Raw genomic sequence first — 20,513 nt, 5'->3', positions numbered from 1 at the left:
AAATAAAAAGGCGTGTGTCTTGAATGATGAATTAAAAAAAGCAGTTCAAGAAAATCCTGAGCCAATTAAAGACTCAGGATTTTTGAAATCTTGTATAGCCAAAATAAGCGTTAAGTTAGATGCAGCACTTATTGTGTACGAATCACTTCAAGCACCGATTGTTGCACAGGCACTTCTTGATGATCTTGCAAATATATATGAACGACTTTAAAAATAACGGCTGCCGCTAAACATGCCAAAATACAGAATAACCAGAAACTATAAGGGCTACGAATATTGTGTGAACCACAGGTACCACATTCTTTTTCTGATGACTCCACCACCCGATTGCAACATGCGCAACGATACTGATGATACAGCATAGGTATTATCCTACTTCATTGTAATTCTTGTTTTTATTGTTACACCATCTACCGTGATGCAGTGTAATTTTGTTTAAGCCGCTGTGACACTTTGTAGCCTACATTTTTTAGATGATTTAGCCGACACAATTGCTTCTAAATTAGCATGTCAAACTTCTGCGCTTCACGCAAATCGTATTTTTGAATAAACAGTCACTTTATCCATCTAAAATAGGTATGCCGTGCTAAAATTCTGCATACTCGATCATCTAAAATTTAGACTCAAACTTGGCTTTCAGCGCATATTTTTATCACACGGAGTAAGTTAAAGTGGTGCAACTCATCAAAAAAGGCGGTTTGCGAGAGCGTGCTAACCGAAGCCGTAAATACCAAGGATCAGAAAATACTGAAGCAACTTTGCGATCAAACCGGACTTATCAACCTAATCATTTAGATAAAACTGAAATCACGAATGCAACCGAAATGCGGAATGAAAAATCGTCAAAATTGGCTTTAGACAACATCAAATCATTTGATTAATTGGCATCAAAACTTATTTTTAAAACATACGCAGCGCATCTAACCACAACCACACAGCAAACAATAAAAATAATGCACCCGATACCATATCAATATAACTACCTGAACGCTGATATAACTTTTTCATTTTTGGTGTAGAAAGCAGCAACATAAATAGTGTAAATGTCACAAAAGTTTGAATTGGAATAATCACTGCCAATTGAGCTTTTAAAGATGCGCTTGCCGATGAACTCAGCGCCAAAGCGAATACACTACTAAAATAAATTAAGGTTTTCGGATTAGATAAATTGGTGAATAGCCCCAATAAAAAGTAATTTTTTGCGGTTGGAATTTGCACTTGAGCATCATCAAACTGTTTGCGTTGCTGCCAGCTTTGCCAACCACCCGACAGCATGCCCCATCCCATTTTGGCAAGAAATAAACCGCCAATCAGCATTAAGACTTGCTGAATCCAAGGAAACTGCTGCACCAAAACCGTAAAACCCAATAGTGTAAGTACCACCCACACCACAATCCCAGATGAAATACCCGCAATAATCTGCAAGGTATTACGACGGGTATTGCTGGCTGCACTTTTGGCAATTAATAAAACATCGGGGCCTGGACTAAGCTGTGCCACAAAATGCAGTGCACAAATGGTGAATAACAAAGACATAAATAGATCAGGAGAATTGAAAGTCCGATTATACCTTGTGCAGCAGGAGAATAAGTAAAGCTTTAAATAGGCCTCTCAATATTAAAATATTCACGTATATATTCACAAAAAAACCCATAAAAAAACCGAATCAGCGCGATTCGGTTTTGTATCAAGTATCATTAATACTATTTATGAGGATTGACATCTTTCATTTCAATTTTTTTCGCATCGGGGGTAATTTCACGTGCTTCACCATCAATAACACTAGAATCACGACCACCGTTTTGCTGATTTTGCATGTCTTGCATTTGGCGCATTAAATCTGCAAATGGGTTTTGACCTGCTCCGCCCATGCCATTCATATCTCCCATCATGCCACCCATCATTTGATCCATCATGGCTTGCTGACGTTTCATCATGGCTTTCATCATTGCCGCTTTAAAGGCATTTTGTACGGCAGGAATCATCACCAGCAATGCTAGAACATCACTAATTAATCCGGGAATCATCAATAAAAAACCCGCAAAAATTTTAGGTAAATTATTGCTCAGCGCAGGATCGGCGCTCATCTGCCCCATTTGCATTTGCTGCATTTGCGGCATCACACCTGCAGAATATTTACGAATCAGGTTCAAACCAATGAAGAATGCAGCGACAAACCAAAAGAACACGTACCACATGCTCCCCACTAGGTCGCCCACACCAATCCAGACGAAGACTTCAAGAACTAAGCCAATTAGAACAATAAGAAATAATTTCATGAAAATTAATCTAATCTCAATAAAATAAATAAAATGCAGTAACCAAGTGCTTCATCGGGATCAAGCTTTTTTGATTCGCTGTTGTTTCAATATGGGCATTATTGTATTTTTAAAGGTTCGGTCTGTCATTAATATTTTCATCATCAGCCAATAACAAACTTAATACGTCTATATATTTGAACGATAAAGATAAAAATATGCGGCATACGCTAACAGTAACCACAACGCAATAAACACCGATGCTGCAATATAACTGCTCGGTTTTTGACTGATCGCATCAGCCTGTAAACGACAACGCTGCATTACCTCTGCAGGTACTAAACGCAATACCAATATAATGCCAAATGGCACTAAAATCAGATCATCCAAATAGCCCAAAACAGGTATAAAATCTGGAATCAAGTCAATGGGAGAAATGGCATAAGCAGCGACTAACAATGCCAAAAGCTTTGCAATGAAAGGCGTTTCAGGATCACGTGCTGCAAACCAAACCGCATAAACATCTCGTTTAATTTGCTTCGCCCACTGTTTTAGCCTATTTATCCGCTTCATGGCCGCTCTCATTTGCTACCGTATATAAAATATACACCTCAAAGCTTAAATAAAATGAAGTTCAAATTAAAAATATAGCGAGTGATACATTCTAATTGTTTAAACGGCATCTTACTGACCAAATGTTTTGAAATTACTCCACACAAAAGAGATTTAAACTCCTATAATTCAACTTGATATAATTTTTAAGGCTTGGCATGTCACTTATTATTGGAATCGACCCTGGTTCTCGTCTAACGGGCTACGGCATTATTGAACGTGATGGTGCTAAATTACGTTTTGTAGATGCAGGAACCATTCGCACCGAAACCAGTGAAATGCCTGAACGCTTAAAACGAATTTTTGCAGGGATTGAACGGATTGTGAAATTTCACGGTCCGACTGAAGCTGCAGTTGAACAAGTGTTTATGGCGCAAAACCCAGACTCCGCGCTGAAATTGGGACAGGCACGTGGTGCAGCGATTGCCGCTTTGGTGAATTTAGATTTACAAGTGGCGGAATATACCGCACGCCAAATTAAACAATCTGTCGTGGGTTATGGCGCTGCCGATAAAGAACAAGTACAAATGATGGTCATGAAATTATTAAATCTATCCATCAAACCACAACAAGATGCTGCCGATGCTTTGGCTGCTGCAATTTGTCATGCTCACGCATCGGGTAGCATGACCAAATTAGCTGTGCTCAATGCCTTGGGCGGTATGGCACGTGGACGTAGTCGCTCAAATTCCAGACGTCGCTAAATCAGCGTCGTCATCGCTTATATTTTACTGATTTACAACCTTATAAATCGCTTGGCTCATGTGCTGTGCCTGCAAACCGCGCATGCCTTGTTCTGCCAACATATCCCCTGCCAAGGCATGTAACATGACAATTTCATGTAATTGAACTTGATGGTGAAACTGGGCTTTTAAACTGGCGATCACACCTGCCAACACATCGCCCATACCACCTGTCCCCATGCCCGGATTGCCTGCTGTACAAATCCATAATGAACTTGCTTGCGGTACGGTTGATCCAGCCTGCAAAGTCAAACTACCTGAACCTTTTAACACCCATTCACCTGCATAGCGTTGCTGCAATTGCTGAATCGCAGCAATACGATCCGCTTCAATGGCTGCCACCGTAGTATTCAGCAAGGTCGCAGCCTCACCTGAATGTGGTGTAGCATAACTGTTCGGTTTTAGTTGAGCTGGATGATTCGATAAGTGCGCTTGCTTCGCCATAAACCATAAGGCATCGGCATCGTAAACTACTTCTACCTCGGACTGATTGAGTGCAGCAAACCAGTCTGCATAATGCTGTTCTGCCCAAGCATCTCGTCCTAGTCCCATCCCTAAACTCACCGCATCGACTTGTGAGATCAGGTGTTGAATTTCTGCGTCTGTCAGTGTATCTATATCCCGCAACATTAAATTTGGCGCACGGCTTAAAATCGCCACTTGATGTCTGGCATGACACACCACCGTTACTTTCCCCGCACCTGCGCTCGATGCGGCTTCTGCAGCCATCATTACAGCGCCCCCCATTTGTGCATGTCCACCCACAATCAACACATGCCCATAACTGCCTTTGTGCCCAAAAGCCTGCCGTGCGGGTAGTTGAATCGTCGTTGGAGTGAGTTGTGCCAAAGCTTTGAGTTCTGCATCGGCAGGAATCAAATCTAGTACATCGACCAGACCCGTGTACTCTTGTGCTTGCCCAGTAAATAGGCCTGCTTTCAAACCTAAGGCTGTAAAGGTGTAATCCGCTTTAATCGCGCATGGCAATGGCTGACCTGTATTAGCATTTAAGCCGCTTGGAATATCGACCGCAATTTTTAAACCCGCTTGTTGATTAATTGCGTGAATAATCGACTGCCACTCATCATTTAAAGGACGATCTAAACCAATACCAAATAATGCATCAATGTAGCAGTCATAGTTTTGTGGGAATGCAAAACCTTGCATTATATTGACTTGCTCTGCCTCGGCTTCTAAAAAAGCTTGATGTAAATCTGCCGATGTACCGCGCGTTGTAGCATAAATATCGACTTGAAAACCTGCTTGTTTTAAATATTTTGCAGTTAAATAACCATCACCCGCGTTATTACCTTGTCCACAACACACGGCAATTTTTTGTATGGTAGATGGCTGTGCCGCAAAAATTTTGCGAAGTTGTAAATACAGTGTCCACGCCACTTGCTGCATTAAACCGTAAGAACTGTTTTGGCGAGCAAACCAGCGTTGCTCCCACGCTTGAATACTTTGGCTATGATAAACAGGGCTATGGTACACTTGCTGCGGCATTTTCTTACCCTCTATTTTGTTATGGCAACATCCACCACTTCAGCACAAATTTCTCTGTATCAAGACGATCCAGTCGCCTTGAAAGCGTGGATTAAAGCGCAAGCTTTGGCGCTTGGTTTTGCTGATTGTGTCATTGCCAAACCAGATGCTCAAGCAGAATTAGCACGTTTTCAGGAATATTTAAAACGTGGCTATCATGGCGATATGAAGTTTCTGGAAGAAAATTTAGACAAACGTGCCAACCCTACACTGTTAGTCCCGAATACCAAAAGTATTATTTGTGTGCGGATGAATTATTTGGTGGAAACACCACGTCCAAGACATATTCCCGATGCGCCTAATTCTGCCATTATTGCCCGTTATGCACGTGGACGTGATTATCATAAAGTCTTGCGCGGACGCCTAAAAACCCTTGCGACTCGGATTCGTGAAAAAGTAGGAGAGTTTGAATCACGCCCCTTTGCTGACTCTGCCCCGATTTTTGAAAAGTCGTTGGCAGAAAGTGCAGGCATGGGTTGGACAGGCAAACACACCTTACTGATTCATCAAAAATCTGGGTCTTTTTTTGTATTGGGTGAGCTGTTTACTTCACTAGATTTACCTTTTGATGCACCTGCAACATCGCATTGCGGTTCTTGCACAGCCTGCATCGACATTTGTCCAACGCAGGCCATTGTTGAACCTTATATGTTGGATGCGCGTAAATGTATCGCTTATTTGACCATTGAATATCAGGGTATCATTCCTGAAGAGTTACGTCGTGGCATTGGTAATCGGGTGTTTGGTTGTGATGATTGCCAACTGATTTGCCCGTGGAATAGCTTTGCCCAAGTCACCACGGTGGAGGATTTTCACCCTCGACATGCCTTAGATCAGGTCAGCTTACTAGATTTATGGCAATGGGATGAAAGTACGTTTTTAGCCAAAACTGAAGGTAGTCCATTGCGTCGTACAGGCTATCAAAGTTTTATGCGTAATATTGCAATCGGGCTTGGAAATGCCCCATTTTCAGCACAGATTTTGCAAACTTTGCAGCAAATGCGAGTACAGCATGATGAAATTGTGCAAATCCATATTGATTGGGCAATTCAGGAACAATTGCTTAAACAGCCTAAATTTTAAACAAAAATAACACCCAAAATAGTGCGATATTTTGACTGCAGGTTACTTGCCAATTTATGAAATTAACTGAATTTTAGTGACCAATTCATTACAAAATAAAAATCCATAAAAATAAATTTTGCAGCGAAACAGCAGTAAAATTGCTTAAGTTTGCGACTAAATCGACTGCATGATTTTGTTTCCATTCTATGGGATATTTGCCATGAAATTGGGAGATTATGCCTTTCTGATTCAAACAATTTGTGTATGATACAGACTATGAATAATAGGGATGATGGACTTTTACTTATGTCAGTACGCAATGATTGGACTCGAGAAGAAATTCAGCAGTTATATGAACAGCCTTTTCTGGATTTAGTCTTTGAAGCACAGCGCGTGCATCGCCAACATTTTGCTGCCAATACCGTACAAGTCAGTACCTTATTGTCGATTAAAACAGGTAAATGCCCTGAAGACTGCAAATATTGCTCGCAGTCTGCGCATTATGATTCACAGCTTGAAGCTGAAAAACGTATTGCAGTGGATAAAGTCATTCAGGAGGCTAAAGAAGCCTTAGCATCAGGTTCTTCACGTTTTTGTATGGGTGCTGCATGGCGCAACCCGCATGAACGCGATATGCCGTATGTTTTAGAAATGGTGCGTGAAGTCAAAGCACTCGGCTTAGAAACTTGTATGACTTTGGGGATGTTAAACCAATCTCAGGCAGAACGTTTAAAAGAGGCAGGCTTAGATTATTACAACCACAACCTAGACACGTCGCGTGAATATTATCCCAATGTCATCAGTACCCGCAGCTTTGACGATCGTTTAAATACTTTGGATATTGTGCGTCAAACAGGTATGAAAGTGTGCAGTGGCGGTATTGTCGGTTTAGGTGAAGACACTCAAGACCGTATTGGTTTATTGCATGAATTGGCAACTTTACCGTTACACCCTGAATCTGTGCCAATCAATATGTTAGTTCCAATTGAAGGCACACCACTGGCTGAAGTCGAAAAATTAGATGTGATTGAGTGGATTCGTACCATTGCAGTGGCACGTATTATTATGCCAAACAGTTATATTCGTTTATCTGCAGGGCGTGAATCGTTATCTGACTCAGATCAGGCACTCGCATTTATGGCAGGTGCGAACTCATTATTCTCAGGTGAAAAGCTTTTAACGACACCAAACGCAGGCGAAGGCAAAGACAAACAATTGTTCCAAAAATTAGGCTTAGTTCCTGAACGTGCCAAGCCAACGGTTTCGGAATTGTCGGTAGATGCTATGGCTGTGGCTTAAAGTTCTTGGGTTCAAGTACTTGGCTTCCATCCAAATATACAAAGTCCCATCAAGGGACTTTGTTTTTTTGTGTTGCATTTCATCTCTATGCAGCAAAATAAGTCTGTTCATCAATGCTTTTAAGAGGTGATTAAAATTCCGTAATTGGCATTCAAATACTGTCCTGCTTTAATGATATCTATCCCGTTGGCATGTTCAACCGTCAGTTGTTGCTGAATCGCATCATAATAAAACCGATCATAACAGTCCTGATGATGCAGCAACCAAGTCAAAGTATCTGTCAGATTGTCATCTACAATATACGTTTTTTCTTGAAAGTTTTTGGTCATAGATAGGATCAGTTCAATATTTCTGGTTACAAGATTTTAAGCAGAATACTTTGTGAGATAAAGTAGGCAGAGGATAGAAAATTTAATCAGGCCTGGATAAACCAAACTTAGTACAGGATGAAGAATATCTCCAACAAAAGCTGCGGGATTGATATATAGTTTTGAAAATGAATAAATTTAGTCTAATCGATACTTACAGGCAAGGTTAAGCAAAATATTCAGACTGTTACAGCCTAAAATAAAACAGTGAGCCATAAAGACTCACTCGATTTTAATACAGATTCAATACTTAACATTATTGTGTCTTAGAATCCCCACACTTACGACACTCTAAATGCGCCCCGATTTCATCCATTGCGTCATATTCATAAATATGGATACAGAAAATTTGCTTTAACAGTTTGATCATAAATGACATTCCTTTTGATATTTATACATCAAGTTTGTAATCTCATCCTGAGATACAAATGCCATCAAGGCTGATTGACATAAACTACTATTATCATACTTTAAGAAAATAGCAAATCTAATTTAGGAACTTTCCGACAAATGACAAATTCATCTACTTACTGAAATTAGGCACATAAATTAATTAAAATTCATTCGCTTACACTATTCCAATTTTCAACAGGGTTGAAAAAAAATACTTAAAAGCTAATGTAAAAAAAACCAAAGAATTGCAATAGCCAATAACATCATGCTTTCTGTTATTTCAATACTCGCACCAATCGTATCGCCTGTAATTCCGCCCAAACGTTGCATAAATTTATGTCGTAAATACAAAATACTGAGAATAAAAGTCAAAACAGCCAACAAGCCCATCCATCCCCAAAGCACCATACCAAACAAGGTTAATGCAATCACAATTTTTGCGCTTGTTTTGGGTAAATGCACCTGAATAGAAGTGCCTAAACCGCTGGCTCGCAAATAAGGCGTGCTTAAAAACAAAATCAAAGCACTTAATCGTCCTAATACGGGTACAAATAGCAAAAATGCTAAATACTGTTGCTCAAGCAATACATATAGCGTAGACCATTTTAATAAGCAGCAGATCAGTAAGCTCAATACCCCAATCGGGCCGCTGCTTGGGTCTTTCATGATGTCTAAGCTACGTTCAGGATCGCCAAAACCGCCGACCCACGCATCGGCAGTATCCGCCAGTCCATCTAAATGTAAACCGCCTGTTAGCCAAATCCAAAGCACTAAAATTAAGCTACTACTGAGTACCAAGGGCAGGAATTGCAACAGATGCGCCATTCCCCAAAGCACAGCCCCAATTAATATGCCGATGAGCGGATAAAACAGCAGTGATTGTGCATTTTGCACTGCAGTTGGCATCTGTTTTAAAGAAACAGGGAAAGTACTCAGGAATTGTAAGGCGATCCAAAAAGGCGTCATGTTTGCCCCTGCATACCAATCTTGCCATTGGGATGTAATTGGAATGAACTCAATTGACCCAACGCTGCAGACATTGTTAAAATATCATCTAAGGGGTGTTTCTGCGCCAATACTTTGAGCAGTTTAATTACCCCGCCATGCGTGACCAACAACACACGTTTAGGTTGTGGTTGCTCGAGTTGTTGTAAATATTGGTTTAGATCGCTCAACCCTTGCAAAACGCGGTGCTGAAAATTGAGCAAAGATTCTGCTTGTGGTGGAGCAAACTGGGTCGGTGTCATCCAAAATTTAGCTAAATCTTCAGGGTATTGTTCATATAAAACTTGGGTGGAAATTGCTTCCCATTCACCAAAATGCATTTCCTGAAATTGTGCATCAATATACAGTGGTAATTGTTGTGCTTGAGCAAAGGACTGTGCAACGTGGACGCAACGCTGTAAAGGTGAACTCGCCACCGTATCCCATCGTTGCCCTGTAGATATTGCCGTGTTTAAAGTCTGCTGCATATCTTGCCAACCTTTTACAGTCAAAGCATCATCGGTTGAACCGCGCAAAGTATGCCCCAACTCAGTTTCGCCATGTCTTAACAGATCCAGCATGATCATGAAGATACTTTCTCACCTATAACCGCAGCTTCAGCAAAAGTCGCCATTTGATTATGCAAGGTGCAGGCCAGTTGGATGATGCCCAATGCAGCTCCCGCACCACTCCCCTCACCCAAACGTAAATTTAGATGTAGTAAGGCTTGTGCATCTAATGCTTCTAATAAACGACGATGTCCAAATTCAGCCGATTGATGCCCAAATAACATCCATTCACGGACTTGAGGATTTAAACGCACGGCAACCAATGCAGCAGCACTGCTGATAAAACCATCGACCACCATCGGCAAGCCCAACTGTGCACAGCGAATATACGCACCTACCATTGCAGCGATTTCCAATCCACCCACTGCACATAAAGCTTTAAAAGCATCATGTTGTACATAATTTTGATGCAGAGCTAAAGCAGCATCAATCACCTGTTTTTTATGTTGCAATTGCGCAGTGTCAATTCCTGTACCTACTCCAGTCAAGGCTTCAGCAGATTCTTGTAATAAAAAGCAAGATAAAGCTGATGCCGAACAGGTATTTCCGATGCCCATTTCACCTGCGACATAAATCGAGGCCTGCTGTGCGATGGCATCTTCCACACTTTGACGTCCAAGTGCCATGGCATCGGCACATTCTTGTTCAGTCATGGCACGGGCTTTGACAAAATTCGCTGTGCCTGCACGAATACAATGCCGTTCGACTCCTGCATATTCGTAGGCGACCCCAACCGTTCCGCAATCAACCACTTGCAAGTGCGCCTGATATTGTCGGGCGATAACGCTGATACAAGCACCACCCGTGGCAAAATTTTTTAGCATTTGCCGAGTCACCGCTTGTGGATAGGCAGAAATATTTTCCTCCATCACGCCATGATCGCCCGCGAAAATACAAATCCACGGACGTTCAATATTCGGCTGCGTTGTCCCTTGCAAAGCCGCTAGTTGAATCGCAATATTTTCCAATGCTGCCAATGAACCTGTGGGTTTGGTCAAATGAAGTTGACGTGCAATTGCCTGCTGTTTAGTGTGTTCGTTCGGCTTTTGACACGCTGCAAACCACCAGTTCATTGATTCTCTCCTTTTAAAAGCATTGGAAAACCTGCCACGCAAAACTGGACTTTGTCTGCAATTTCCCCCAATTGTTGATGTAATCGCCCTGTTTCATCGACAAATTTTCGGGTTATTTCGCCCATAGGGACAACACCCAAGCCTGTTTCATTACTCACTAAAATAATATCGGCTTGTAAGTGAGTTAAAACATCGAGCAATGCTGAAATTTGTTGTTCGGCAAAGTTATCTGCAGATTGCATCAATAGATTACTCATCCACAAGGTTAAGCAATCCACTAAAATCACCGCATTAGGATGATCCAACACCTTTAATTGCTGCGCTAAATACAAAGGCTCTTCGCACAACTGCCAAGTCTTCGGACGCTGTTGTCGATGATGCTGAATCCGCGCCTGCATTTCTGCATCGCCCGCTTGCGCGGTTGCTACATAAATGACAGTTTTACCAAGTTGCTGCGCGATTTGTTCAGCCAAACGGCTTTTACCCGAACGTGCACCACCCAAAATAAATTGAATCACATTTGCTCCAAAGGAAATTGATGTGTGCTAAATAGCTCACCTTGTAAAGTGTGTGACTGATAATAACCAAAATTTAAATGATGGATATCTAAATCGAAATATTGCACAGGGAGATTTTGAATACACTGCAAAATCAGATTGGTTGAACACGCTGTTTGATATAAGCCCAAAGTAATATGTGGATGATACTGCAAGGCTGCGATTTCAGCCCCGCCAACGCCAAGTGCCTGACGTATGTGTGCCAGTTGCTGTGATTGGTCCCGCACCTTTACAAATAAAGCACTATCAAAGCTATTAATGCCGCCCACTTTTAGTTGAAAAGGCTTGATTTGCATCTGCCGTAAGGCCTGAACTTGTTGTTGAAACTGTGATTCGAGAAAGTCATCTTCCCAATATTTTTTTGCTGCATAAAATCCACAAATATATAAAGTGATATGAAACTGACGTGTATTTGGGCGAAATAACACGTCTGAAAATTGCTGTTTTAATTGTTGTAAATAGCGCTCTAAAGCTAGATTTTGAACAGTCAAGTACCAAAGTGCATAACGCTCACGCCCACGATGCCATTCAGGATAATCATGCTGCTGTGTTGGAATAACGTACTGATTGGCTTGAATAAACACGGAATAATTCAATGAATTTAAACGGCTTATGGTAAAACATTCACAACTGAATAGACATGAAAATCATGCAATTTATTGTGAATATTTTTTCAGTTTGGTATTTTTAGCCATCTACGTTGTTTAAATAATTTTAGTTTTAATGAGATGAATAAAATTCAGAAGATAGCTGAAACAGGTCTGCAATGTTATGCTGAGATGTGGATGATATTTATCCATCTATATAAGACCCGAATCAATATGAAGTTTTACCTCATCAGAATTGGCTCAACTGGAGTTTATGATGCAACAAGAATTGATCTGTTATAAGCAACTTCCAATTTGGAATTATGACTCAATTCCACAAGGGTTCAAAAAACAACACAATACCCAAGTCGGCACATGGGCAAAATTGACTATTTTAAAAGGCGAATTGCATTTTTCGATGCTGCAAGAATCTGGCGAAGTACAATCTGAGCATATTTTTTCTGTGGAAAATCAACCACCTTTTATTGAACCTAAAGCTTGGCATAAAATTGTATCTGCCAGTGATGATATTGAATGTCAACTCAGTTTTTATTGTTTGCCTAAAGATTATTTTGTTAAAAAATACAAATTAAGCCCAACACATTCTGAAATTTTAGAGGCGCTTCCGCAGTTGAACGTGGGTAAAGCTTTGGATGTTGGCTGTGGTACAGGCCGAAATGCATTGTATTTGAGCCAAAATGGTTTTCAAGTGGATGCTTGGGATGTGAACCCAGTGAGTATCCAAAAATTAAATGAAATTATTGCTGCAGAACAGATTTCATCTATTCAAACTGCTGTTCGGGATTTCAATCAGGATGCCACTATTACTGGTGAATATGACTTCATCAACTGTATAGTAGTAATGATGTTTTTGGCGCCTGAAACTATCCCTCTCCTTATTCAGCATATGCAGCAAGCGACCAAACCTCTAGGCTTTAACTTAATTGTTTGCGCCATGGATACTGAAGATTACCCTGTGCAACAGGACTTCCCTTTTAGTTTTAAAGCGGGTGAGTTAAGTGCTTATTATGCTGATTGGGATATTGTGAAATACAATGAAAATGTCGGTGAATTGCACCGTACGGATGCAGATGGTAATCGAATTAAACAGCGTTTTGCGACATTATTGGCGAGGAAGAAGTGAACCGTACCGGGTTTATCGGAGACTTTTTTATTTAAGTTAGGCCACCTGACCTAACGGATTAATCTTATCATAGTACATTGCTTCAAACTCAAAAGGCGATACATAACCCAGTGCACTGTGTACACGCTTTTTGTTGAACCAATCTACCCAATTTAATGTCGCAAGTTGTACATCCGCTAAACCTTGCCAATCTGCTTTTAAATATTCAATCACCTCTGTTTTGTATAAGCCATTCACCGTTTCAGCCAGAGCATTATCGTATGAATCACCCGTTGTACCGACTGATGCTCGTAAATTTGCTGCTTCTAAACGATTGGTATAGCGAATGGAAAGATATTGCACACCTCTGTCGGAATGATGAATCACATTCTTTGGCATGCCTCGATCATGCAATGCTTGCTCCAGTGCATCAAGTACCATATCTGTATTCATCCGTGTTGATACTTTCCATCCAACAATTGTTCGCGAGAACACATCAATAATAAATGCGGTGTAGACCCAGCCTGAATGAGTTTGAATATACGTGAAGTCAGCGACCCACAGCTGGTCAGGATGATCTGCATTAAAATTGCGTTTTACTAAGTCATCTGCTCGTTTTTGATCATCTCGGCTACGGGTGGTTTGTTTATTCTTACCACGCCAAACACCTTGTATACCTAGCTTCTGCATCAATCGAGCAACTGTACAACGTGCGATAACATAACCTTCACGTTTCAATTGTTGCCAGACCTTACGCACACCATATCGACCTAAACTTTCTTTCCAAATACGTTTGATTTGCTCTGCATGATGTAAATCATGCAGAGCACGTTTCGCTCGATGTTCTGGGTTATCAACGAGATCTAAAGCCCGATAATAGGTCGAAGCTGCAATCGGTAAAATTCTACAAATCGCTTCAACACCATATCGATCTTTATTGTTCTGGATAAAATCCACCATTATTTGTGTGGGCGGTCGAGCTCCGCCTGGGCGAAAAAAGCGGCTGCTTTGCGTAGAATTTCATTGGCACGCTTTAATTCTTTAATTTCACGTTCCATTTGCTTCATTTTTTCTTGGTCAGATATCTGTTGTACTTTGGCAGGATTTAGTTGATCCATATGCTTTAAATACCAAACACGCAATGTTTCAGGAGTACAACCGATTTTAGGAGCAATAGCTGTGATTGCTGCCCAAGTAGAAGGATAATCTTTTTCAGATTCAATTAGTAATTGAACCGCTCTTTCTCTAATTTCGGGGGTATAGTTTGGTTTTTTCATCGGAATAGTCTCTCAGAATATTGAGTCTCCGACAAACCTGGTACGGTTCAGTTTAATGCTGTTGACTGATGGCGATACACTTCTTGCGATCCACCAAAAGAAGCATGTTTCTCAATTATTTCCATAATCAATTACCTATGTTGAGCAAGATTTCATGAGAAATCGAGTAAACAAAGAGTCTGACATTCTCCACAGAGAATAGTGATTAAGATTTAAAATGTAGGCTGGTTGGTTGAACCTATACACGATGCCTACACAGATAGATCGGTTTTACAGATAATGTGCCGTTTTAGAGGATTCCATGCATATCAATCATGATGCACATGCATGGAAAACTATAAGGTCTGACGCAATTAATCGTAATGAATTACAGTACGAATTGACTTACCTTCATGCATTAGATCAAAGGCTTCATTGATCTGATCCAAGCCCATCGTATGTGTCACAAATGGTTCTAATTGAATTTTACCTTTCATGGCATCTTCAACCATTCCTGGAAGTTGCGTGCGACCTTTTACGCCACCAAAAGCAGAACCTAACCATTTACGACCAGTAACCAGTTGGAATGGACGGGTAGAGATTTCCTGACCTGCGCCAGCTACACCAATAATTACGGATTGTCCCCAGCCACGGTGTGCACTTTCAAGGGCTGCACGCATCACATTCACGTTGCCAATACATTCAAATGAATGATCTACACCCCAACCAGTCATTTCAACAATGACTTGCTGGATTGGTTTATCGTAGTCTTTAGGGTTTAAGAAGTCCGTTGCACCAAACTCTTTTGCCAGCGCAAATTTATCTGGATTCGTGTCAACCACAATAATACGCCCTGCTTTAGCTTGACGTGCGGCTTGTACGACTGCCAGACCAATACCACCTAAACCAAAGACCGCAACACTATCACCTTCTTGTACTTTAGCCGTGTTGTGTACTGCACCGATACCCGTTGTTACCCCACAACCCAGTAAGCAGACATGTTCGTGATTGGCTTCAGGATTGATTTTAGCCAATGATACTTCTGCCACTACCGTATATTCACTGAACGTTGAGCAGCCCATATAGTGGTAAATCGGTTGACCATTGTAGGAAAAACGAGTGGTACCATCCGGCATTACACCTCTACCTTGAGTTTCGCGAACGGAAATACACAAGTTCGATTTTCCAGATTTACAGAATAGGCACTCGCCACATTCAGCAGTGTAAAGTGGAATGACGTGATCACCTGGTTTGACGCTAGTCACGCCTTCACCAACCTCAACTACAACACCAGCACCTTCATGCCCGAGAATAGCAGGAAAAACACCTTCAGGATCATCGCCAGATAAAGTAAATGCGTCAGTATGACACACACCAGTATGGGAAATCTTGATTAATACTTCACCTTTCTTCGGTGGTGCAACATCAACTTCAACAATTTGAAGAGGTTGACCAGGACCAAACGCAACAGCAGCACGTGACTTCATGGAATAACTCCTTATACAGATCTATTTTAAATATGATTTTAGAATCTTGGCGATTTCAGCCAATTCTTCTTTTCGTTGTTGTTCTGTGGTTTCACCTGATACTAAAGTGTCCTTTAAATGAACCTCCAGCATTTCATTCATTAAACCATTAATAGCACCACGCACAGAGCATATTTGTTGCAGAATTGCACCACATTCCACATTGTCTTCTAACGCTTTTTCAATCGCTTGCGTCTGACCTTTGATCCTTCTGACGCGTAGAAGAATCTTTTTTTTGTCTTCAACCTGATTAGGCATCAGACCTCCTTATTTGCTAGCTTTTATACTATAGTACCCCATAGTATAAAAAAAGCAATATTTTTTATAAATCGAAAAATCAAAAAGGTCTTTAGCGAAAATTTTCTATCCCTGTTTTTAGTTTTTTTAAATTAACATCATAGAGCTTATGCGAAAGTCACAAAAAAAAATGGGACTTTTAGCTCCCATTTTTTATTTTGTCTCATGTTCTTTGTAATGCTGTGACCTTTTAGAATTATGTTTCAAATTTTAGCCACTTTGTAGATATTTTGAACGTTTCAAGCCTTGAAAATACTACCGACAGTTTAGATTAAACTGCCTTTACAGACTGTACTAGAATATTTTTAGTGAGCGGATGATATTTATTATTCATTATTTAGGAATTATTAAATCCTATAAATATCATTTATTGGATTAATTTACTTTGGTACTGTGCATGTCATCCCCCGCTTAAGAATAAGGAATAACTATGAATAAGATGATGAATGCGCTTATCTTAGAAAATTTTGGTGATCATGAATTTACACGTGTAGAACTCCCTATACCTCACCCTGAGGCTGGGCAAGTTCTGGTACGTATTCATGCTAGTGGGGTAAACCCTATTGATTATAAAATTCGTCTTGGTGAAGCACTATATGCTATGCCAGAGCTTCCTGCCGTGTTGGGAACAGATATGGCTGGGGTTGTCACTGCTGTTGGTGAAGGTGTCACTCACTTCAACGTCGGAGATGAAGTTTACGGTCTGATTGGTGGCGTTCGTAATCTTCAAGGATCTTTAGCAGAATATGTTGTAGCAGATGCTGATCTGATCGCATTAAAGCCACGGAATATCTCTATGCGCGAGGCAGCAGTACTACCATTGACGTTCCTCACCGCTTGGGAAGGTTTAGTGGATAATGCGAAGGTCCAACCAGGGCAAACTGTACTGGTTCAGGGTGGTGCTGGTGGCGTTGGTTATATGGTGGTTCAGCTTGCAAAAGCACTTGATGCAAATGTTTGGGCGACTGGTCGTACAGCTGATCAATCACTGATTTCAGAACTCGGTGCAACACCTCTCGATTACACAACAGCATCTTCCGATGACATTATTGCTGCAAGCCCTGAGGGTCAAGGTTTTAACATTGTTTACGACACTGTGGGTGGTCCAGTACTCGAAGCTTCACTTTCCATGACAACTCACTATGGCCACATTACCAGCTGTGCTGCATTTGGTCATCATAATTTAGCGAGCTCATCTCTACGGTGTGCCACAGTGTCTGGCGTATTCGTCCTAATGCCGATGTTAACAGGCAATCGCCGTGCTCATCATGGTGATGTCCTTAAGATCGCGACTCGTCTCGTTGAGGAAGGTAAACTGCGTCCTATTGTTGATCCTCGTCATTTTACTCTAGACCAAGCGATTGAGGCTCATGATGCTGTTCAAGATCGCTCTGCCAATATTAAGGTCGTGATTGATGTCATTTAACGCACTTCAGGCCAAGACTTGGCGCTTCAATAGTATTGGAGATACAGATGTTCTGACATTAGAAACACTTCCTGTGGCTTTACCAGCCGCAGGAGAAGTTCTAATCCAGATGAAAACGATCGGACTCAACCGGGCTGATGTAATGTTTCGGCGTGGTAATTATATTCAAAAGGCAGTATTCCCTTCTCGTCTGGGATACGAGGGAGCAGGCATAGTTCTTGCGATAGGTGAAGGTGTACGCCAATTTTCTCCAGGCGATGCCGTATCGATTCTTCCGACTGACAATCTAGCCAAATATGGGACATATGCGGACAAGCTTCTGATTCCAGAAACTTTTTTAGTTCACAAACCCGATAGTTTAAGCTGGGAAGAAGCTTCTTCAATCTGGATGCAGTATTTGACGGCTTGGGGTGGTGTAATCCATGCTGGTGGAGTTTCGAAAGGAAAAACGATCTTGATTACAGCAGCTTCAAGTAGTGTAGGACTAGCTGCGATACAGATCGCTGAAGCAGCGGGTGCTAAGGTCATTGCAAGTACACAGACGATAGAGAAAAAGCAACGTTTACTGGATCTCGGTGTTAAAAATGTTATAGCCAGTGAAGATGAACCAGATTTGTATGAGGCACTTGTTTTACGTTTAGGTGGAGAACATCTTGATGTCGCCTTCGATGCTGTAGGAGGGCCACATATTGAACAGATTGCAAAAGCGATGTCTGTGGGAGGAACTATGGTTATGCATGGTGCACTTAGCCCGGAGATCACACCATTTCCCCTTAAAGTTGCATTACGCAAGAGCTTAACCATGCGAGGTTTTTTGTTCCTCGAGGTTCTGCATGACCCTGTTCTAAGGGAGCAAGCCAGACGATTTATTCTTAGCAGTATAGGTGCAGGATATCTTCGCCCAGTGATCGACTGTTGCTTTAACTTTGAGGACATGCATGACGCTCAGCGCTATCTTGAATCAAATCAGCAAATAGGAAAAATTGTAGTTACTCTGAATACATGATGGTCTTATCTGATTTCTACTTTCTAGAAAAGAGGTTAGTTACATCTGATTCAAGTTTCTATATGGTCCAGCACTTCCACTAAGTAATCAAACAATGCTCGGATTCGCAAAGGTGTCGGGCCCCGCTGTGGACGATATAAATACAGGCGCCAAACGGGAGAGGTTTCCTCATGAAGTATCTGAATGAGCTTACCACTCCTAAGCCACGGCAAAACTAGAAATCCAGGCATGTGTCCGAATCCAACTCCAGCGAGAATAGCTTGAAATTCAGCTTCTAGATCATCTGTAATAAAACGAGGCTTTGATGGCGTGAAGCTTCGACTTTCGGTGAATGTCCATGGCCAGTAACGCCCTGTTTTATGATCGAATAGTGCTGTTAGAGGGTATTTATCAAGGTCAATAATTTTTTTAGGCATTCCAACCTTATCAATTAACTCTGGCGTACCCACAGAATAAAAGTTCACTTTAGCCAATTCCCTTGCCACATATCGATTGTCCGGCAAAAATCCAAATCTGATCCCGATATCTATCCGCTCATCGATCACATCCGAGTGTGAATCTGTTAGCACACAATCCACGACAATATCTGGATAACGTGTGGCAAATTCTGCTAGTGCAGGTACTACCAATTTACGCCCTAACACAGACGACACAGTAAGACGGACAGTCCCACGCATTTCATCTCGTTTTTCCTTGGTGTCTTTTACAAACAAAGCATCAATCGATCCCACCGCAAAACGTGCTTGCTTTGCCAAACGCTCACCATCAGCAGTAATTTTAATTTGTCGAGTACTCCTGTAGAACAGAATCTCTCCGCGCTGCTCTTCTAGCTCCTTTATTGCCCGTGTTACTACCTGCGGGGAAATCCCCAGCTGAGTGGCTGCCTCTTTAAAATTTCGAGACTCTGCTGCGACACAAAAGATACGCATCATTTCCAATTTGTTCTGCATGTCCAATCCTGTGGTCTGGTAATTATTCCGTAAATAGGAATTCTGAAAGATAATATTATTCATTTATTATACCTATCAAGGCTGTAATACTTAATCCATCAAATATGATTGACAGATAGGTTGAAGGGCACTTGTATGAATAATATAGAAAATAAAGTTATTGTTATCACTGGTGCAAGTAGTGGTTTAGGTGAAGCTACTGCTCGCTTACTTGCTAAAAAAGGTGCAAAGGTTGTACTTGGTGCTAGACGTACTGAAAAATTAGAGGCTATTGTTCACGACATTCGTGCTGAAGGTGGTCAAGCTGAATTTATTGTTATGGATATAACCAAACCACATGAAGTACAAGCACTTATTGAAAAGGCATTAAGCGCATTTGGTCAAATCGATGTATTGGTAAACAATGCTGGATTAATGTCTATTGCACCATTAAGTGAACTAAAAGTTGATGAATGGGATCGTATGATCGACATTAATATTAAAGGTGTTCTTTATGGTATAGCAGCTACCCTACCTGTTTTCCAAAAACAAAACTTTGGACACTTTATTAATCTCGCATCTGTTGCAGGGATAAAAGTATTTAGTCCAGGAGGTACTGTTTATAGCGGTACTAAGTTTGCTGTAAGAGCCATCTCTGAAGGACTTCGTCATGAAGTTGGGGGAACAATTAGAACGACGACTATTGAGCCTGGTGCAGTTGAGTCAGAACTAAAATTTGGTTCTTCTCATAAAGAAAGTTCAGAGTTTGTTACCGATTTCTACAAACAAGCCATACCAGCTGACTCAGTCGCTCGTGCAATTGCTTATGCAATTGAGCAGCCTGCGGATGTAGATATTAATGAAATTGTTTTGCGCCCAACGAGCCAAGAGTTTTAA

At 41.2% G+C, this 20,513-nt stretch carries 23 protein-coding genes, 1 pseudogene and 1 other annotated feature; of the genes and pseudogenes, 8 read left to right on the top strand and 16 right to left on the bottom strand.

Annotated features, from left to right (window positions below; genetic code table 11):
* Positions 1 to 128: 128 nt before the first annotated feature.
* Positions 129 to 359 carry a hypothetical protein gene (locus tag AC0T5Z_RS06005; protein ID WP_414630585.1) on the bottom strand — a complete coding sequence of 77 codons (231 nt, stop codon included), beginning with the start codon at positions 357 to 359 and terminating at the stop codon, positions 129 to 131.
* 312 nt (positions 360 to 671) lie between these two features.
* On the opposite strand from AC0T5Z_RS06005, the gene AC0T5Z_RS06000 reads away from it, so the two are divergent.
* A complete protein-coding gene (locus AC0T5Z_RS06000) occupies positions 672 to 881 on the top strand; it encodes a hypothetical protein (RefSeq protein ID WP_291337674.1) in 210 nt (69 codons plus the stop codon).
* 19 nt (positions 882 to 900) lie between these two features.
* On the opposite strand, the gene AC0T5Z_RS05995 is transcribed toward AC0T5Z_RS06000, so the two are convergent.
* The 3 genes from AC0T5Z_RS05995 to AC0T5Z_RS05985 all read right to left on the bottom strand — a co-directional run bounded on the left by AC0T5Z_RS05995 (position 901) and on the right by AC0T5Z_RS05985 (position 2,831).
* Entirely contained in the window at positions 901 to 1,536 is a 636-nt protein-coding gene (locus tag AC0T5Z_RS05995) for a LysE family transporter (RefSeq protein WP_435336929.1), read from the bottom strand.
* Positions 1,537 to 1,703: 167 nt separating this feature from the next.
* On the bottom strand, positions 1,704 to 2,279 hold the full coding sequence (locus AC0T5Z_RS05990) for an FxsA family protein (RefSeq protein ID WP_435336930.1): 576 nt from the start codon (positions 2,277 to 2,279) through the stop codon (positions 1,704 to 1,706).
* Between the two features lie 168 nt (positions 2,280 to 2,447).
* The gene (locus AC0T5Z_RS05985; RefSeq protein WP_435336931.1) at positions 2,448 to 2,831 is read right to left on the bottom strand and encodes a YkvA family protein; all 384 of its coding nucleotides are present in this window, start codon (positions 2,829 to 2,831) and stop codon (positions 2,448 to 2,450) included.
* Positions 2,832 to 3,028: 197 nt separating this feature from the next.
* Here AC0T5Z_RS05985 and ruvC point away from each other — a divergent pair, with 197 nt between their 5' ends.
* Entirely contained in the window at positions 3,029 to 3,574 is a 546-nt protein-coding gene (ruvC, locus tag AC0T5Z_RS05980; RefSeq protein WP_291337683.1) for a crossover junction endodeoxyribonuclease RuvC, read from the top strand.
* A gap of 24 nt (positions 3,575 to 3,598) precedes the next feature.
* Here the strand turns inward: ruvC and AC0T5Z_RS05975 are convergent, their stop codons facing one another.
* On the bottom strand, positions 3,599 to 5,119 hold the full coding sequence (locus AC0T5Z_RS05975) for an NAD(P)H-hydrate dehydratase (protein ID WP_435336932.1): 1,521 nt from the start codon (positions 5,117 to 5,119) through the stop codon (positions 3,599 to 3,601).
* Positions 5,120 to 5,140: 21 nt separating this feature from the next.
* Between AC0T5Z_RS05975 and queG the strand changes: the two genes are divergently transcribed.
* Both queG and bioB read left to right on the top strand, forming a co-directional pair.
* Positions 5,141 to 6,241, top strand: coding sequence for a tRNA epoxyqueuosine(34) reductase QueG (queG, locus tag AC0T5Z_RS05970; RefSeq protein ID WP_435336933.1), 1,101 nt, complete (start codon positions 5,141 to 5,143; stop codon positions 6,239 to 6,241).
* Between the two features lie 288 nt (positions 6,242 to 6,529).
* Positions 6,530 to 7,522 carry a biotin synthase BioB gene (gene bioB / locus AC0T5Z_RS05965; RefSeq protein WP_473786271.1) on the top strand — a complete coding sequence of 331 codons (993 nt, stop codon included), beginning with the start codon at positions 6,530 to 6,532 and terminating at the stop codon, positions 7,520 to 7,522.
* 119 nt (positions 7,523 to 7,641) lie between these two features.
* On the opposite strand, the gene AC0T5Z_RS05960 is transcribed toward bioB, so the two are convergent.
* The 6 genes from AC0T5Z_RS05960 to AC0T5Z_RS05935 all read right to left on the bottom strand — a co-directional run bounded on the left by AC0T5Z_RS05960 (position 7,642) and on the right by AC0T5Z_RS05935 (position 12,050).
* The gene (locus tag AC0T5Z_RS05960; protein ID WP_291340614.1) at positions 7,642 to 7,851 is read right to left on the bottom strand and encodes a hypothetical protein; all 210 of its coding nucleotides are present in this window, start codon (positions 7,849 to 7,851) and stop codon (positions 7,642 to 7,644) included.
* Positions 7,852 to 8,505: 654 nt separating this feature from the next.
* Entirely contained in the window at positions 8,506 to 9,249 is a 744-nt protein-coding gene (locus tag AC0T5Z_RS05955) for an adenosylcobinamide-GDP ribazoletransferase (protein WP_435337799.1), read from the bottom strand.
* Positions 9,246 to 9,854, bottom strand: coding sequence for a histidine phosphatase family protein (locus AC0T5Z_RS05950; protein ID WP_291340610.1), 609 nt, complete (start codon positions 9,852 to 9,854; stop codon positions 9,246 to 9,248). The genes AC0T5Z_RS05955 and AC0T5Z_RS05950 overlap by 4 nt, the downstream gene beginning before the upstream one ends.
* Positions 9,851 to 10,909, bottom strand: coding sequence for a nicotinate-nucleotide--dimethylbenzimidazole phosphoribosyltransferase (gene cobT / locus AC0T5Z_RS05945; RefSeq protein WP_291340608.1), 1,059 nt, complete (start codon positions 10,907 to 10,909; stop codon positions 9,851 to 9,853). Before cobT ends, AC0T5Z_RS05950 begins: the two co-directional genes overlap by 4 nt.
* On the bottom strand, positions 10,906 to 11,427 hold the full coding sequence (cobU, locus tag AC0T5Z_RS05940) for a bifunctional adenosylcobinamide kinase/adenosylcobinamide-phosphate guanylyltransferase (RefSeq protein WP_435337798.1): 522 nt from the start codon (positions 11,425 to 11,427) through the stop codon (positions 10,906 to 10,908). The genes cobT and cobU overlap by 4 nt, the downstream gene beginning before the upstream one ends.
* Complete coding sequence (locus AC0T5Z_RS05935) at positions 11,424 to 12,050, bottom strand: 2'-5' RNA ligase family protein (protein ID WP_435337797.1); 627 nt, start codon at positions 12,048 to 12,050, stop codon at positions 11,424 to 11,426. The genes cobU and AC0T5Z_RS05935 overlap by 4 nt, the downstream gene beginning before the upstream one ends.
* A 280-nt stretch (positions 12,051 to 12,330) precedes the next feature.
* Between AC0T5Z_RS05935 and tehB the strand changes: the two genes are divergently transcribed.
* Positions 12,331 to 13,197, top strand: a complete 867-nt coding sequence (gene tehB / locus AC0T5Z_RS05930; RefSeq protein WP_435337800.1) for an SAM-dependent methyltransferase TehB — start codon at positions 12,331 to 12,333, stop codon at positions 13,195 to 13,197.
* Positions 13,198 to 13,233: 36 nt separating this feature from the next.
* Here the strand turns inward: tehB and AC0T5Z_RS05925 are convergent.
* The 4 genes and pseudogenes from AC0T5Z_RS05925 to AC0T5Z_RS05910 all read right to left on the bottom strand — a co-directional run bounded on the left by AC0T5Z_RS05925 (position 13,234) and on the right by AC0T5Z_RS05910 (position 16,216).
* Positions 13,234 to 14,453, bottom strand: a protein-coding gene (locus tag AC0T5Z_RS05925) for an IS3-like element ISAba29 family transposase (protein ID WP_151826295.1) whose coding sequence is annotated in 2 segments (ribosomal slippage) — positions 13,234 to 14,177 and positions 14,177 to 14,453 — 1,221 coding nt in all. Because the reading frame shifts where the segments join, the coding sequence is not laid out codon by codon here.
* Positions 14,062 to 14,178 (bottom strand) — a sequence feature (AL1L pseudoknot). It overlaps the preceding gene by 117 nt.
* A gap of 50 nt (positions 14,454 to 14,503) precedes the next feature.
* Positions 14,504 to 14,578, bottom strand: a pseudogene (locus AC0T5Z_RS05920) (S-formylglutathione hydrolase); the annotation flags it as partial.
* A gap of 228 nt (positions 14,579 to 14,806) precedes the next feature.
* The gene (locus AC0T5Z_RS05915; protein WP_286687124.1) at positions 14,807 to 15,919 is read right to left on the bottom strand and encodes an S-(hydroxymethyl)glutathione dehydrogenase/class III alcohol dehydrogenase; all 1,113 of its coding nucleotides are present in this window, start codon (positions 15,917 to 15,919) and stop codon (positions 14,807 to 14,809) included.
* 21 nt (positions 15,920 to 15,940) lie between these two features.
* Positions 15,941 to 16,216 (bottom strand): metal/formaldehyde-sensitive transcriptional repressor, encoded by a 276-nt coding sequence (locus AC0T5Z_RS05910; RefSeq protein WP_001133625.1) that lies wholly within the window; start codon positions 16,214 to 16,216, stop codon positions 15,941 to 15,943.
* Between the two features lie 469 nt (positions 16,217 to 16,685).
* On the opposite strand from AC0T5Z_RS05910, the gene AC0T5Z_RS05905 reads away from it, so the two are divergent.
* A complete protein-coding gene (locus AC0T5Z_RS05905; protein ID WP_435337547.1) occupies positions 16,686 to 17,681 on the top strand; it encodes a zinc-dependent alcohol dehydrogenase family protein in 996 nt (331 codons plus the stop codon).
* Positions 17,671 to 18,687, top strand: a complete 1,017-nt coding sequence (locus AC0T5Z_RS05900) for a zinc-dependent alcohol dehydrogenase family protein (protein ID WP_435337546.1) — start codon at positions 17,671 to 17,673, stop codon at positions 18,685 to 18,687. Before AC0T5Z_RS05905 ends, AC0T5Z_RS05900 begins: the two co-directional genes overlap by 11 nt.
* A 50-nt stretch (positions 18,688 to 18,737) precedes the next feature.
* On the opposite strand, the gene AC0T5Z_RS05895 is transcribed toward AC0T5Z_RS05900, so the two are convergent.
* Positions 18,738 to 19,637 (bottom strand): LysR family transcriptional regulator, encoded by a 900-nt coding sequence (locus tag AC0T5Z_RS05895; RefSeq protein ID WP_435337548.1) that lies wholly within the window; start codon positions 19,635 to 19,637, stop codon positions 18,738 to 18,740.
* A 135-nt stretch (positions 19,638 to 19,772) separates the two neighbouring features.
* On the opposite strand from AC0T5Z_RS05895, the gene AC0T5Z_RS05890 reads away from it, so the two are divergent.
* Positions 19,773 to 20,513, top strand: coding sequence for an SDR family oxidoreductase (locus AC0T5Z_RS05890; protein ID WP_435337545.1), 741 nt, complete (start codon positions 19,773 to 19,775; stop codon positions 20,511 to 20,513).

The sequence above is a fragment of the Acinetobacter pengchengensis genome, from assembly GCF_982235305.1.
The sequence above is the reverse complement of the archived record's forward strand: the minus strand, read 5'-3'. Positions and strand labels throughout refer to the sequence as shown.